Raw genomic sequence first — 15,626 nt, 5'->3', positions numbered from 1 at the left:
CGATTTTAAGCGTCAATGAATCTAGAATCATTCGTATTGCTTATAATAAAAGTTACTCACAGTTATTAAAGTTGCATAAAAAGGTAGACTTTAAATAAGAATCAATGGGTTAGCATTAAAGAGATTATTGAAGGAAAATGAAACTAAAAATAAATCATAAAAAACTAAAAAATATTCATGTTTGTTGTTGACAGCATAAGGGCTCGCCTATACAATACGCCCCATCTTACGGAGTGTAGCGCAGCTTGGTAGCGCACCTGTTTTGGGTACAGGTGGTCGGGGGTTCAAATCCCTCCACTCCGACCATATTCTTTATTGAATTGAACAATGGTCACATTTTCAGTTCAATAGTCAAAAGGTTCGATAACGCGCCCATAGCTCAACTGGATAGAGCATCGCCCTTCTAAGGCGAGGGTTTCAGGTTCGAATCCTGATGGGCGCACCATATTTTTGGTGTGTTCATCACGCCATCTATGGCGGATGTAGCTCAGTTGGTAGAGCCCCGGATTGTGATTCCGGTTGTCGCGGGTTCGATCCCCGTCATTCGCCCCACTTTTTTTCTATAAATGTCTTTATGTTTAAATGTTCTTAATTTAGGCTTTTTTTAGCGTTTTTATAGAGAATTTCTTATTTATATCTATTTCTATATTTTACTGACTAGTTTTAATTTAATCCTATTCTTTACCTCTTTTTTGCTTTCTTTTTATCTATAAAGTGCACTCTAACTGAACTTATTGTTAATTGTTGGTGCAATTAAAACGTATTTTTACAGTCTATTTTTTATTAAATCCCTATTAAAACGTCTATAAACAATCTTGGTACTTCTTTTGCTTATATGTTATTACCCTTTTTTAAAATAGTAATACTGGAGTAGTAAGATGAAGTCTAAGATAGTCTCTAAAACGTTTGGATTAGTTGCCGGTTTGGCTTTAACAGCGATGAGCTGGCAAGCAAATGCCGCAGAACCTTTAAAGATCGGTTATAGCGATTGGCCTGGTTGGGTTGCATGGGAAGTTGCAGTAGATAAAAAATGGTTTAAAGAAGCTGGTGTAGATGTTCAGTTTGAGTGGTTTGATTATGTTGCATCAATGGATGCTTTTGCAGCGGGCCAATTAGACGCGGTTACTATGACAAATGGTGACGCATTAGTTACAGGATCAACAGGTGCACCAAGTGTCACAATTGCACTTAATGATTATTCTAATGGTAATGATATGGTGGTAGTTCAGCCTGGTATTGAATCAATTAAAGATTTAAAAGGTAAAAAAGTTGGTGTAGAAATTGGCTTTGTTGGACACTTATTGCTATTAACAGCGTTAGAAGAAAACGGGTTATCAGAATCTGATGTGACATTGGTAAATGTACCAACTAATGAAACACCGCAGGTACTAGCTTCGGGTGAGGTTTCTGCAATTGTTGCGTGGCAGCCAAACTCTGGTCAGGCATTAAAAATGGTTGCAGGTTCAAAAGCGGCTTTTACTTCAGCCGACAAAAAAGGGATTATTTATGATGGTTTAGCTGTAAATCCTGCAAGTTTAGCTGCACGTCATGCGGACTGGGAAAAAGTAGTTAAGGTTTGGTATAGAGTCGTTGATTATATTAATGATCCTAAAACACAAGGCGATGCGCTTAAAATCATGGCATCACGTGTTGGCTTAACTCCTGAAGAATATGCTCCTTTATTGAAAGGTACTAAGTTACTTACGTTAGATGAAGCCAAATCAGCTTATAAAAAAGGCCCAGGTTTAGATTCTATTTACGGCTCTTCTAAAGTGTCGGATGATTTTAATGTTGCCAATAAAGTGTATGACGCACCTCAAGATGTTAACGCTTATTTTGATGGAAGCATTACTGAAGGCATGTAGTTTTTAAAGTCTTTACATAACGATAAACAGCCTTCATTTGAAGGCTGTTTTTTTATTTCTATTTTCTTACAGCTATGTAAGGAGTCTTTTATGTCTTTAGCGACAAATCTTTTTCGTCATAATGATGCATTTTGGCCAACGATAGTTGCAGTAAGTTATGTTTTACTGCTATATATTGGTGGCTTTTTACTGATTTTGTCTGAAGCTTTGTGGATGAATCTTTTAGGGATTGTTGCTTTAGCACATGCAATGGTGATAGCCGCTTATTTGATTCATGAAGCCGCACATTTAAGTATTTTTAAAGCGAAACAATATAACCGATGGTTTGCTGAAGCTATGCTGTGGATAACTGGGAATAGTTATTCTAATTATGATGATATTTTGAATAAACATAACCGTCATCACTCAGATAGGGCAGATATAGTGTCATTTGACTTTAGACCTGTTTTGGCCAAACATCCTATTTTTCTCAAGATTTTACAAACGCTAGAGTGGTTTTATATTCCCGCTTTAGAGGTGTTTATGCATCTATTGGTAATTATTCTGCCGTTTGTAAAAACAAATCGTAAACAGCGTCGCTTAAGAGTTGTTAGTGTGCTCTTTTTAAGAATGGCGTTTTTTGTATTTTTAGCAAACATTTCTTTGCATGTTTTATGGTTATACCCATTGGCTTATATGCTGTTTTTAACGGTTATGCGTTTTATGGATGTGCATCAGCATACCTATGAAATTTACGAAACGTTAGATTCCGCTAGAGGGCCGGAGGCTCGTTTACGAGACAGAACGTTTGAAGAACATAATACCTATTCAAACTTGCTTTCGGCTCGTTACTCATGGGTTAATTTATTGGTGTTGAATTTTTGCTATCACAATGTGCATCATCAACAACAGCTACAACCTTGGTATCGTTTACCTAAACTCCATCAAGAGATGTTTGATGCCGATTATCAGCAAGTTCTTACTTTTAAACATTTAATGAAAAGCTTTCATAAATACCGTATACCCCGTATTTTAAATGGAGACCCAATTGATTTGCCTGTTAAAAAAGATGAAGGCGAATCTTTTATTGGTGTGGATGGAGTCTCATTTTTAACAGCGCATTAAATTGAAGTAAAAAGCAGGTATTGAATGCCACAAAATAAAGTATTCAAATCATAATTATTTTTTTGCAAAAGCAGAATATCTTTCCAAATCCATACGAGTAGTTATCATGAAATTATCGACCTTTAAAACCTTGTGGGGCAATCAGCTATCCATTTATGAGGCCTGTGAACAGGCGCGATTAGCACAATTTGATGGGATTGAAGGGCGCGCTCCTAGTAAACAAAAAGAACGTTTATTATGGTTAGATGCCATGTCTGATAATCATTGCCAATATGTTGCTGAAGTGGTTACCGGGGGGGACTATGTGCCAAACAGACAATGGAGCATGCAGCAGCATTTAGATGATTTGGCTTGGCAACTAGATAATTCTTTACCTTTAAATCCACTGTTTGCTACTGCCATTACAGGCTGTGATGCATGGTCTGAAAGTACGAATATTGAATTTTTTAGTAAAGCTATGGACTTGGCTAAAGAGCGCAATATTATTTTAAGTTTTGAAACGCATCGTAGTCGTAGTTTATTTACACCTTGGATAACATTGCGAATGGTTGAAGTTTTGCCAGATATAAAGCTAACAGTAGATATAAGCCACTGGTGTGTGGTTTGTGAAAGACTAATGGATTCAGAAATAGAAACTATGCAAGCCATTGCAAACAATGTTTTTCATATTCATGGCCGTGTAGGCTATGACCAAGGCCCGCAGGTACCAGATCCAGCTGCGGCAGAATACAGTGAGGCTTTGGCTTCTCATGAAAGAATCTGGCAGTTATTTTGGACACATCAGATTAATCAAGGTAGAGAGATAACAACAATGACTCCAGAGTTTGGCCCGGATGGCTATTGCCATTTACAACCATATACACAGCAACCTGTAGTAGATATATGGAAGGTAAATTGTTGGATGAATCATTCGCAGCGTTCTCATTTTGATGCTTTTATGGGAGCGACCTTATGAGTCAACAATTAAAAACCCCGCAGTCAGCTTTTGTTGTCTTAGCAATGGCTTCTCTTTTATGGGGGCTAGCATGGTTGCCTCTTAAGTATATGGAAGAGTTAGGGTTTAGTGGTGTGCCTATTACTTTATTTGTGTATTTAGTGATGTTTGTTGTTTTTATACCTTTTGTTTATAAGTTTAGAGCAGAGATTATTAAATCTTGGCCAGTATTGCTTGGTGTTGCTTTGTTTGGTGGCGGAGCGCAGTTGGCTTTTAATACCTCAATGATTTATGGCGATGTTATTAGGACAATGGTGTTGTTCTATATGGTGCCATTATGGGGTGTGATAGGCGGACGTATTTTTCTTGGGGAAAAAATAACTCCCTTACGCTGGTTTGGAATGGGGCTTTCGGTTGTTGGTGCATTTTTAGTTGTTGGTGGTATGAACGCCTTTGTTTCTCCACCCTCATGGCTTGATGCTTTAGCCTTATTGTCTGGTTTTTTATTTGCTATGAATAATATTGTTTTTAGAGCATCACCAAAAGTACCTGTTATGTTGATGTTGCCATTTATGTTTTTAGGTTCTGTACTGCTTGCATTTTTGGTTGTTATTCAGCAACAAGAAGTCTTAATTCCAAATGTGTCTGTCAATGCCTGGTTAGTCTTATTGGGTTATGGTGCTATTTGGATGGTCTTGGCCAATTTAGGCACTCAATGGGCTGTTACGAAAATGGAATCTGGAAAATCATCCATTATTCTTATTCTAGAATTAATCACCGCAGTGGTTTCAGCCAGTATTATTTTGGGTGAAACTTTACAAGGGCTTGAATTGCTGGGCGGTGGATTTATTTTGTTTGCTGCCTTCTTAGAAACTCGTTCTCAAGAAAATGAAACCGAGTCTTTGCCCCAAAATGGAGCCGAATCACACCAATAAGGTTCTATTTATTCTCTATAAAATAGTGTGTTTTACCCTATTTTTTACTTAAGTTATTGAAAATTAATATTAATAAATATCTTGGTCTTTAATGTGTTTTATAGGTATTACGATTTATGATAAACGTAATAATTTTAAAAGTAATCTTCCTATTAAGGTTTAGCTATTTTGATTATTACTCATTAAGTAAAACCTATGGCACTGCGTAACTTTGTTGAATTGAGTAAACAACTTAAGTGCCTAGGGATTTTAATTAAAAAGGAATACTTATGCAGTGGCATCAAATGACTTGGCAAGAAGTGGCTGAGTTTAGCAAATTAGAAACAGCTGCCGCGTTGTTACCGATTGGTGCAACTGAACAGCATGGCCCCCATTTAGGCTGTGGAATGGATTCTGAAATTGCTGACCAATTAGCAAAAGAGGCAGGGGATTTAACAGATATCGCGGTGCTTCCAACTTTACCTTATGGTTGCTCTATCGGACATTCTAAAAGATGGCCAGGCACCATTGCCTTACAGCCTAAAACGATGATCGATGTGGTTAAAGAAATAGGTGACTGGGTTGCATACAGCGGTATTAAACGTTTCTTTATTTTAAATAGCCATGTTTCTAATTTTGCTCCATTACGTTGTGCATTAGAAATGTTACGTGCCGAACATGATGACTTGATGGTTGCCATTATCAATTCAGCAACAGTGAGTGAACGTGTTAAAGATCGTCATTTTGAAGATGCTTATGATTGGCACGCTAATGAAGCCGAAACATCGCTAATGATGGCAATCGCACCTGAAATAGTGCGCCCAGAAAAATTAAAAGACAGTGATGACCCTGACAGAACCGAAGGCTGTGTGTTTTCACACCCTGTTAATCACACCAGTTTAAATGGCGTAACAGGTAAACCAAGCTTGGCCACCGAAGACAAAGGAAAAGAACTTTTTAGCTGGATGAAACAAGATTTAGCTGACGTTATTAGAAAGGGAATGATAGAGCAACCACCATTGCCATATTCCTATCACACAACATTACAAGACAACGATTAACAACAACGATTAAAACAATTAAATAGTTTATTTAGGAGATTAAAATGAATAGTGGTATTGATGTTAAAGAGATGCAATCAGATTTAAAATCTAAAGGTGTTAAATACTGTTTGGGTGCCTATGTGGATATTCACGGTATTCCAAAGGGTAAGTTTGTACCGATTGATCATTTAGGACACATGGTTAAAGGATCTGAACTTTATACAGGTTATGCTTTAGATGGTTTAGGGCAAATGCCTAATGAAGATGAAATTGCATCTGTTCCAGACTTAAACAGCGCCATTCAATTACCGTGGCAGCCTGAAGTTTTATGGATGGCGGCTGACAATACATTACATGGCGAACCGTATGAAATCAGTACACGTGTTGCCTTAAAAAAGGTTTTGGCTGAAGCAGAAGAGATGGGCTTTGGTTTTAACTTAGGAATTGAGTGTGAACTCTTTGTATTAAAAGAAGAAGCAGACGGAAGTTTATCTGTTCCAGATCCAGACGATAAATTAGTCAAACCTTGTTATGACGTTCAAAGCTTTATGAATCGTTTTGAATGGATTGATAAAATGGCCACCACCATTAATGATTTAGGCTGGGATCTATATTCACTAGACCATGAGGATGCAAATGGTCAGTATGAATTCGATTTTCAATACAGCGATGCATTAACTATGTGTGATCGCTTTATCTTCTTCCGTTATATGGCAAAACATTACGCCAAAGAAGAAGGGTTACTGGCCACATTTATGCCTAAACCATTTGCAGATAAAACCGGTAACGGCGCACACTTTAATATGTCTTTATTTGATAAAGAAACGGGCGAAAACGTCTTTAAATGCGATCCAAAAGACGATCCTCGCGGCTTAGGATTAACGGAAATAGGGTATCAGTTTATTGCTGGTGTCATTAAACACGGTCCAGCATTATGTGCCGTATTTTCACCAACGGTAAATAGTTATAAACGTCTATTACGTCAAGGTGATATGGCTACCTTCTCATGGGCGCCTGTATTTAACTCGTTTGGTTCAAACAACCGTACCAACTCAGTACGTGTACCAATGGGTGGCGGACGTTTTGAATCACGTAATGCCGATGGATCTGTTAACCCATATCTTGCAGCAACGCTTGTTCTTGCCGCTGGTCTACAAGGTATTCGTGAAAAACTAGATCCAGGTCTACCTCAAGAAGAGAACCTATACGATTTAACCGAAGAACAGCGTCAGGAAAAAGGGATTGAATTCCTACCGCAAAACTTAGGCGAAGCCGTTGAAGCCTTTGCAGCAGATCCTTTTGTAGAAGAAGTACTTGGTTCTGGGTTACGCAACGAATTCATTAAATACAAAAAGCAAGAATGGGAAGAGTATCACAAGACCGTTTCAGCTTGGGAAATTAAGCGTTACAGCCACTTATTTTAATTAATACGCACTCTCACTATCCAATGCTTCAAAAAGGGTTTATCTAATCCTTTTTGAAGCATTTTTTATGTAAAAATCTTATCTAAATATCTTTAACTTCAGAATTTCTATTAACTATTTCTATCTATTTCTATCTAGTTTTACTCTTAATCCTCGCACAACAGATTCATTGATATGAACAAAAATCGTATAACGCAGACTTGCACATTCTTATAATTTACCAGGCCTGGCATGCTCTGTGGCCATACTATTTTGTGAGCACAGGATAAATTGGGTTGATATGTTTTAAGAATACCCATTGTTTTTATATTTATTATGGATTATTTATCTTGATTTATTTAAGGATGACACCAGGCCTGCTAAATTGTAGAATCAAATCTTTGCAATTATTACTAGCATAATGGCTTACCTTTAACCTGCTTTGTAAATCTAAATATAACCTTAAATATTAGGATGTAATGTGAATCTATGCCCATTTTGTAACAGCGAGTTTTATTTAGAAAACGAAACCTGTATTGCACGCTTTGATATTTATCCAGTTTCAAAAGGACACACTTTAGTTATTCCCAAAAGACACGTAGAAACCTGGTTTGATATGAGTCAGCAAGAACAGATTGATGCAATGGATTTGGTTCAAAAAGTTAAAATGTATTTAGATTTAGAGTACACGCCCGATGGATATAATATTGGCGTAAATTGCGGAGAAGTTGCTGGTCAAAGTATTCCCCACGCACACATACACATCATTCCACGCTACAAAAACGATATGCCAGACCCCAAAGGCGGGGTGCGTGGCGTAATTCCAGAAAAACAGAGGTATTAGGGATTGATACAAAAACTGTGATTTAGATAATATAAATTATTCTATTTCTAATAAGTTAGCAGAGCTGCGTTGTTTCATCCAATTACGCCAACCGCTTGTATGTGAAATATTGGTGGCGCCTTGTAAACCATAAGGTTCACAAATAAAACCTACGACTTGTCGGCCATCAATTAGCTCTACTTTTCCTAAACCGAGAGGGGAAGGGATAAGGGCTAAAAAACTGCCTAGATGTTGTTTTGGCATATTCCAAATTTCTACTTCAATAGATTGACCTTCTTTAGACTGTTTTACCAGGCCTGGTTTAAGAATAGGGCCTCCAGCTAATTCATAAAATGTATATTTAGGTGCGGTTTGGGTGGTTTCTAATAAGGTTGCTCCACGTTCAGTCAACTGACTATTGAGTGGAAAACCAACCAAATGTGCACCTACTACGGCTAAAGGAATCGTTTGTGCATTTTTAAATAGAATCGGATTCGCTTGCGGTACTTCTATAAAACGTGCGCCAGAAGCTTCTACAAATGTTGGATGTAATTCATCGGTTAATTGTAATAAGGCTCTATCTGTTCCTGCGGGTGCAAAAAAGGTCACGCCTGTTGGTAGAGTGTCGTTTCTAAATCCTGTTGGCATAGCAATTGCCGCATAGTCTAATAAATTCATAAAGTTGGTGTAGGTTCCTAACTTTGAATTTAAGCCAATAGGGTCTGCTTTTAGCGCTTCAATCGAATAAATAGATGGCGTAGTAGGCGTCATCATGCAATCAATACCATGCTGTTGCCACAAAATTTGTGTTTCTCGCTGAGCTTTTTGTAATGCGTAACTTCCTTGGTAAGTATCGGCTGCAGATAGATTTTTTGCTCCCGCTACAATGGTTGCCACGGTTGAATCCATAAGCGATTCATTTTTATCAAAAAAGTCTGCGATTGCCAAATAACGTTCTGCCACCCATGCACCACCATATAAAAGTTTGGCGGTTTCTATCCAAGCGTTAAAAGGCACCGTTTTAATTTGATAGCCGAGTTTTTCTAAACGGCTTACCGTCTCGGTAAAGTTTTGTTGAGCTTGAGTGTCGCCATCAAAAAACAGGCTTTCGGTATCAGGAATACCAATAATCGGTTTTGCATGCCAAGCGGGAGGCGTTAATTCGGTTTCATTACGGCTAAACTCGTCTTCTTGATCAAATTGTGCTGCCACATCAAATACTTGATACGCATCTTGTGAATTTAACGCAAAAATACTCACCACATCTTGCGAGCGAACTGCTGGCACAACGCCTTTGGTACTCAATAAACCTTTAGAGGGTTTTAGGCCAATTAGGTTGTTAAAGGCGGCGGGCACTCGGCCAGAACCAGCGGTGTCTGTACCTAAAGAGAAACTGCATAAATTTAACGCTAAAGAAACGGCTGAACCGGAGCTTGATCCACCAGAAATCATATTAAAATCAAAGGCGTTATGGCACTCTCCATAAGGCGAACGAGTACCTACCAGGCCTGTCGCAAATTGATCCATATTGGCTTTAGCGATTGGGATAGCTCCGGCTTTAATGAGTTTTTGTACAACTGTTGCCGATTCTTTTGGTACATAAGCATATTCTTTGCAGGCCGCTGTCGTTGGGATATTGGCTAAATCAATATTATCTTTAATTACAAACGGTACACCCCATAAAGGTAGGCTGTTAGGCTCTGTCTTTTCAAGATGATTTAAATAGGGTTCAAGTTCCGCTTCATTAAGCAGGTGAATAAACAGATTATAGTCTGCATAATTCTCCGCTTTTGTGAGCAAGTTTTTTACAACGTCTCTAGGTGTAAGCGTTTTATCTGCGTAAGCCTTTTTTAGAGCAGGTAGGGTTAAATTAAGTTCTTTCATGATTAAACCTCTGATTCCTGTTGGCCAAGTTCATCAAGTTCAAGAACCATTAATGTTTGTCCCGTTTGAATAAGATCACCTTCATTCACTAAAATCTCGGTGACCGTACCAGAAGTTTCAGCCACAACAGGTATTTCAATTTTCATGGTTTCTAAAATGGCAATAGTGTCATCTTCTTGCACTTTATCGCCAGGTTTAACCTGTAATTTCCACACACTTCCGGTAATTGGCGAGGTAGCGGCTTCAAAGCCTTCTGGGATTTCTGTGGCGGTTTCATTTTGAATCTCTTCTTGAGCCGTTTCGGCTTCAAAATTTGCCAGGCCTGATTCTTCCCAATAAAGTCGTTCAGCTTCAAATGCACCTTGTTGTTGAGTTTGAAACGCTTCAATAGTGGCGGTGTTTTCTGCTAAAAATGCTTGGTATTTATTTAAAGATAATTCAGTCTCTTCAATCTCAATGTCATATCGCCCTAGAGGGAAATCTAAACGAGCTTGTGCCAGCTCTTCTTCTGAAACAGGGTAGTATTGAATTTGGTCAAAAAAGTCCAATAGCCAAGGTTTACCAACGGGGAAGTTGTTGGTTATGTGATAAGGGTTCCACATTTGAATGGTTCTACCCACAAACTGATAACCACCAGGGCCTTCCATGCCATATACACACATATAAGCGCCACCAATACCAACCGCATTTTCTGGTGTCCAGGTTCTAGCAGGATTGTATTTGGTGGTTACTAAACGATGACGAGGGTCAAGTGGCGTAGCAACAGGCGCTCCTAAATAAACATCGCCTAATCCCATAACTAAATACTTAGCGTCAAAAATGATTTTTTTAACGTCTTCAATACTATCTAACCCATTAATACGGCGAATAAATTCAATATTACTTGGGCACCAAGGCGCGTCAGGACGAACCGTTTTCATGTATTTTTCAATGGCGAGTTTGGTGCTTGGGTCATCCCAAGAAAGTGGCAAGCGTACAATGCGACTTTTAACGGTTAAGTCTTGACCAGATGAAATTTCTTCTTCTAGTTTAATTAGTTTTTGAATAATGTCTGATTGGGTAATCTGTTTAGGGTCATAGTGAACCTGTAAAGAACGAATACCTGGTGTTAACTCTTTTAAAAATTCCCAGGCCTGGCCTTCTGCTTCTTTATTGGTTTTTAAACGCTCATATAACACCTGAATACGGAAACGTAGCGCTAAATCTAGCTCCATTTTGCCGTATTCAATTAATACATGGCTATCACCAGAACGACGGTATTTAACACCAAATTCGTGCTCGTCTGCTGAGGTTTCATGAGCAATACAAGACTGCTCGGTTGGTTCATTTAGATAAGGTAGTTCAAGTGTCGTTGGGGTTTTTAATTCCGCAATCGCTTGTTCATAATGGGCAATAGCCAGTTCAGCTGTTTCAATAGAGACCGCTTTAAAACGGACCTTATCGCCAGGGCGAAGTTGTCCCATTTTCCATTGTTCGGCTTCAATAATGGTTGCAGGGCAAACAAATCCCCCTAAACTTGGGCCGTCTTGTGCCAAGATAACAGGCATGTCTCCGGTAAAGTCAATTGCGCCAATTGCATAAGGGTTATCGTGAATATTAGAAGGGTGTAAACCAGCTTCACCACCATCTGTTCGCGCCCATTGTGGTTTTGGCCCAACTAGGCGAATACCTGTGCGGCTTGAGTTGTAATGCACTTGCCATTCTGCGGCAAAGAATTTTTCAATATCTTGTTCGGTAAAGAAATCAGGACAACCTTGTGGGCCGTAAATTACGGCAATTTCATATTGGTTTGTTAATGTTGGAATAACCTGTTTTGGGAGGCCTGGTAAGTCTTGATTATCTTCAATATCGGTTAAACGTAATACATCACCAGTGCGTAATAAACGCCCGCCATGACCACCAAATTTACCTAATGAAAAGGTCGTCTTACTGCCCATATAATCAGGCACATCAAATCCGCCAAGCACGGCTAAATACGCTCGTTGCCCAAAGTCTTTAATCACTTTAGATTTTAATTGTTGTCCTGCTTTAACACGCACAGGTTGCCATTGGGGAATAGGTTGCTTATCAAGCGTGGCTTGAATGTCGGCACCCGTAATACAAATGACGGTGTCTTTATCAAAGGTGAGCCCAACACCCGATACGGTCATCTCAATGGTTGCGGCGTCTTCAGGGTTGTTTAAGCAACGGTTCGCTAATCTATGTGATAAAGAATCCATTGGCCCTGATGGTGGTACACCAATATCCCAAAAGCCTACACGGCCTGGATAACTGACTATCATAGAGTGTGTACCAGGGTTGGTAACTTCAATGGTATTAGGTGTGTGCATAAAGTGATTTAAAAATTGTGTGTAAAGACCACTGCCGTTTTTAAATTTATCAGAATGACTTAGCGCACCTAAATAAACAATATTGGTTTCAAAACCATCAATTTTGGTCGTGTCCATAGCCTGCTGTAATTTCTCAACGGCTTCTTCACGGGTATGACCTTTTACAATGATTTTGGCCAGCATAGGATCATAAAATGAGCTGACTTCAATGCCACGGTCACACCAAGTGTCTACACGGCAATTTTTAGGCATTGTCCAACCGGTTAATTTACCTGTACTTGGTTGAAAGTTTTTAAATGGGTCTTCTGCATAAACGCGTACTTCAATCGCATGACCTTCAGCAGGTTGAATTTGTTCGGCTGAAAGCGGTAGTTTGGCTTCATAAGCGACTTTTATCATCCATTCAACTAAATCTACATTTCTAACTGCTTCGGTAATGCCATGCTCAACTTGCAGACGAGTATTCACTTCTAAAAAGTAATATTCATTGGTGTCGGCATCGTAAACGTATTCCACCGTTCCGGCTGATTTATAGCTAACTAATTCACCTAAACGAACAGCATGAGCTTCCATTTCGGCCACTTGGTCACGGTTAATATCAACGGCAGGGGTTTCTTCAACGACTTTTTGGTTACGGCGTTGTAAAGAGCAGTCACGTTCACCAAAAGAGACGACATTGCCATTACCGTCACCAAAAATTTGAATTTCAATATGGCGAGCATTCACAACAAATTTTTCTAAGAAAATACCACTTTGTCCAAAAGAGTTTTGGCTTAAACGGGCGACTTGCTCAAAGGCCTCAGACAGTTCTTCTTGAGTATCGCACTTTTGCATACCAATACCACCGCCACCAGCGGTGCTTTTGAGCATAACAGGGTAGCCAATACGATTAGCTTCAGAAAAGGCGTGCTCTAAAGTGTCTAAAAGGCCTGAACCAGGTAGTAACGGTACTTTGGCTTCAATCGCCAAATCTCTGGCAATGTGTTTTAAACCAAAGTCACGAATGTGTTGCGGTTCTGGGCCAATAAAACGAATACCTGCCGCTTCACAAGATTCGGCAAAACTGGTGTTTTCACTTAAAAAACCATAACCAGGATGCACAGCTTCAACACCACGTTTTATGGCTTCTTCTAAAATAAGGGGTACGTTTAAATAGGTTTCTGTGGCGACATTACCTGGCAAAAAAATGACTTCATCGGCATGTTGAACATGTAACGATGCACGGTCGGCATCTGATGCTAAGACCACAGACTGAATATTCATTTTTTTTAAAGTACGAATAATTCTTGTCGTAATAGCACCACGGTTGGCGATGAGCACTTTATTAAACATAGTTATTTCCTTTTCAGACCGTTCTGAAGTGATTTCTACCAAATTGGGTCGTCCCAATTGGGGTGTATATGTTGTTATGTTTGTTGTTCTATACTAAGAAAGAATGTTTGTTTTTTATTGTGATGATTTTGTGCAAAGTTCTCATTATTCCCAAATAATCATTTCAACTGGAGTTGGGTTATAACCATTGCATGGATTATTAAGCTGTGGGCAGTTAGACACTAAAACCAATACATCCATGTGAGCTTGCATCTCTACATAACGCCCTGGGGCAGAAATACCATCATCAAAATCTAGGTGACCATCTGGTGAAACAGGTACATTCATAAAAAAGTTAATATTGCTGGATAGGTCTTCTTTTGTCATTGGTTTATCGTGATTGCATTCACAATGACTTAAGGCCATCAGAAAAGAGTCGCGGCACGAGTGCATGTGACGTTTTTCAATGGCATAACGTACGGTATTGCTTTCTGCTGAACAAGCTCCGCCAATGGTGTCATGGCGTCCGCAAGTATCATCCACAATAGTGAGCATTGGATTACAAAGATTAGATTGTAAAACGCTTCCCGTTGTTAAGTAAATATTGCCTTGTTCACGAATGGTATCAGTGGCTGAATAGCGTTCATCATGGTCTTTGGCATTGTAGAAAAGCGTATCAACCGCTTGATTTCCTTCAAGATCCACAATTCTAAAATATTGGCCGGCTTTTACTTCGTGCATCCATGGGTCGCCCGCAGCCACTACTTCACGATAAACAATACGGTTTTCATCAAAAGTTGGTTTAGTCATTTGGGTTTTCTCCATAAAATACTTTGGTGTTGTAGTAGGCTCTTTGATTTTCTGCGCGGTGTAAACGACTAGGGTCATTTTTTTCAACAGGTAGCGCTTTATAGACACTTAATTCAATTGGTTTTGGATCATATTCTGGATTAGAATCCATTGGATGTTGAGCGGTTGATAAGCTAACAATACAGTCCATTTCAAAGCGTAAATCAACATAATCTCCCGCTTTAGAATTATTAGCAATAAAAGTCATAGAGCCATTGTCTTCTACACGAACTTTGCTAAACCAGTTAATGTTTGGCATAACATCACTGGCATTTAAACCCCATTTACCAAGTTCATTAATTAGGCTGTCATAGCCATTTTTAAAGTAGTCGTTATGCGCTTCTTGGTAAGGTTTTTTACCGTATTTTTTAGTCATAATGGCTTTATTAGAAAGCCCACCAATGGTGTCATGCCAGCCACAAGTATCGGCAATAATAGAGCACATAACTCTACCCATATCGCTAAAACACATATTCGGTACCGTTAAAAAAGCCGTTTTTTGAGCTTTTAAGGTGTCTGGCATATTGTAGCGTTCGTTTTTTACTTCAAGGTTATTGATAAGCATCGCTACGTTTGCATTGCCTTCAATATCCGTTAAACGTAAAACCGTACCACGACGAATTACACCCGACCAGTGAGCACCGCCTGGTAAATTTTCTTGCCAAATTAAGCCGTTATATTGGCTGGCTTGGTTGGTGTCAGTCATCTGAATTCTCCTGTGTTGTTTCTGAGTTAAAAATGGGCGGTATCGTAGATTGTGTTAAGTACAAGTTGGCATTTTTAACGCCGCGATGAGCCATCATCTCATCACTTATTTTTTTTAAGTTTTGGGCTGCGCCTTGCATTAAGTTGACCTCTAAAGTTTGTTGGTTCATCAACTGTGTTTGCGTACTGGTGATAATTTCGGCAACATATTGATGTTTTAGTTGATTCAATTTTTGTTGTAAGCCAGGAACCGAATGGTCATAAATCATGGTAAAGGTGCCTGCCATAATTTCATTGGTGTAGTTTTGGCTAAAGGATGCGGATTCTTTACGAATAATATCGGCTAAAAGTGCTGAACGATTGGTAAAGCCTTTTGCCTGCATAAGATGATCTAAATCGTCAAGTACACTGGCAGGTAAAGAGGCGCTGGTTCTAATGAGTTTATTTTTATGCTGTGTCAT

The 15,626-nt window shown here is 39.1% G+C and carries 12 protein-coding genes and 3 tRNA genes; 10 read left to right on the top strand and 5 right to left on the bottom strand.

Annotated features, from left to right (window positions below):
- Window positions 1–229 precede the first annotated feature (229 nt).
- From ACYQ0E_RS08885 to ACYQ0E_RS08840, 10 genes are all read left to right on the top strand, one after another.
- Window positions 230–306: transfer RNA gene (locus ACYQ0E_RS08885), tRNA-Pro, on the top strand.
- Window positions 307–368: 62 nt separating this feature from the next.
- Window positions 369–445, top strand: a tRNA-Arg gene (locus tag ACYQ0E_RS08880).
- 31 nt (window positions 446–476) lie between these two features.
- Window positions 477–552, top strand: a tRNA-His gene (locus ACYQ0E_RS08875).
- Window positions 553–878: 326 nt separating this feature from the next.
- Entirely contained in the window at window positions 879–1,865 is a 987-nt protein-coding gene (locus tag ACYQ0E_RS08870) for an ABC transporter substrate-binding protein (protein WP_460187875.1), read from the top strand.
- 90 nt (window positions 1,866–1,955) lie between these two features.
- Window positions 1,956–2,969, top strand: coding sequence for a fatty acid desaturase (locus ACYQ0E_RS08865; RefSeq protein WP_460187874.1), 1,014 nt, complete (start codon window positions 1,956–1,958; stop codon window positions 2,967–2,969).
- 106 nt (window positions 2,970–3,075) lie between these two features.
- Window positions 3,076–3,924 (top strand): sugar phosphate isomerase/epimerase family protein, encoded by an 849-nt coding sequence (locus tag ACYQ0E_RS08860; RefSeq protein ID WP_460187873.1) that lies wholly within the window; start codon window positions 3,076–3,078, stop codon window positions 3,922–3,924.
- Window positions 3,921–4,838, top strand: coding sequence for a DMT family transporter (locus tag ACYQ0E_RS08855; protein ID WP_460187872.1), 918 nt, complete (start codon window positions 3,921–3,923; stop codon window positions 4,836–4,838). The genes ACYQ0E_RS08860 and ACYQ0E_RS08855 overlap by 4 nt, the downstream gene beginning before the upstream one ends.
- A 269-nt stretch (window positions 4,839–5,107) precedes the next feature.
- Entirely contained in the window at window positions 5,108–5,878 is a 771-nt protein-coding gene (locus ACYQ0E_RS08850) for a creatininase family protein (protein WP_460187871.1), read from the top strand.
- 44 nt (window positions 5,879–5,922) lie between these two features.
- The gene (gene glnT / locus ACYQ0E_RS08845; protein WP_460187870.1) at window positions 5,923–7,284 is read left to right on the top strand and encodes a type III glutamate--ammonia ligase; all 1,362 of its coding nucleotides are present in this window, start codon (window positions 5,923–5,925) and stop codon (window positions 7,282–7,284) included.
- A gap of 460 nt (window positions 7,285–7,744) precedes the next feature.
- Complete coding sequence (locus ACYQ0E_RS08840; RefSeq protein ID WP_460187869.1) at window positions 7,745–8,107, top strand: HIT family protein; 363 nt, start codon at window positions 7,745–7,747, stop codon at window positions 8,105–8,107.
- 36 nt (window positions 8,108–8,143) lie between these two features.
- Here ACYQ0E_RS08840 and atzF read toward each other — a convergent pair whose 3' ends face one another.
- The 5 genes from atzF to ACYQ0E_RS08815 all read right to left on the bottom strand — a co-directional run bounded on the left by atzF (window position 8,144) and on the right by ACYQ0E_RS08815 (window position 15,626).
- Window positions 8,144–9,970, bottom strand: coding sequence for an allophanate hydrolase (gene atzF / locus ACYQ0E_RS08835; RefSeq protein WP_460187868.1), 1,827 nt, complete (start codon window positions 9,968–9,970; stop codon window positions 8,144–8,146).
- Window positions 9,971–9,972: 2 nt separating this feature from the next.
- Window positions 9,973–13,632 carry an urea carboxylase gene (gene uca, locus ACYQ0E_RS08830; protein ID WP_460187867.1) on the bottom strand — a complete coding sequence of 1,220 codons (3,660 nt, stop codon included), beginning with the start codon at window positions 13,630–13,632 and terminating at the stop codon, window positions 9,973–9,975.
- A 144-nt stretch (window positions 13,633–13,776) separates the two neighbouring features.
- Complete coding sequence (locus tag ACYQ0E_RS08825) at window positions 13,777–14,421, bottom strand: urea amidolyase associated protein UAAP2 (protein ID WP_460187866.1); 645 nt, start codon at window positions 14,419–14,421, stop codon at window positions 13,777–13,779.
- Window positions 14,414–15,166 carry an urea amidolyase associated protein UAAP1 gene (locus ACYQ0E_RS08820; RefSeq protein ID WP_460187865.1) on the bottom strand — a complete coding sequence of 251 codons (753 nt, stop codon included), beginning with the start codon at window positions 15,164–15,166 and terminating at the stop codon, window positions 14,414–14,416. Before ACYQ0E_RS08820 ends, ACYQ0E_RS08825 begins: the two co-directional genes overlap by 8 nt.
- On the bottom strand, window positions 15,159–15,626 hold the full coding sequence (locus ACYQ0E_RS08815) for a CopG family ribbon-helix-helix protein (RefSeq protein ID WP_460187864.1): 468 nt from the start codon (window positions 15,624–15,626) through the stop codon (window positions 15,159–15,161). The genes ACYQ0E_RS08820 and ACYQ0E_RS08815 overlap by 8 nt, the downstream gene beginning before the upstream one ends.

The organism is Thiomicrorhabdus hydrogeniphila (genome assembly GCF_054656895.1).
Note: the sequence above shows the minus strand (reverse complement) of the source record. Positions and strands in the feature narration are given on the sequence as shown.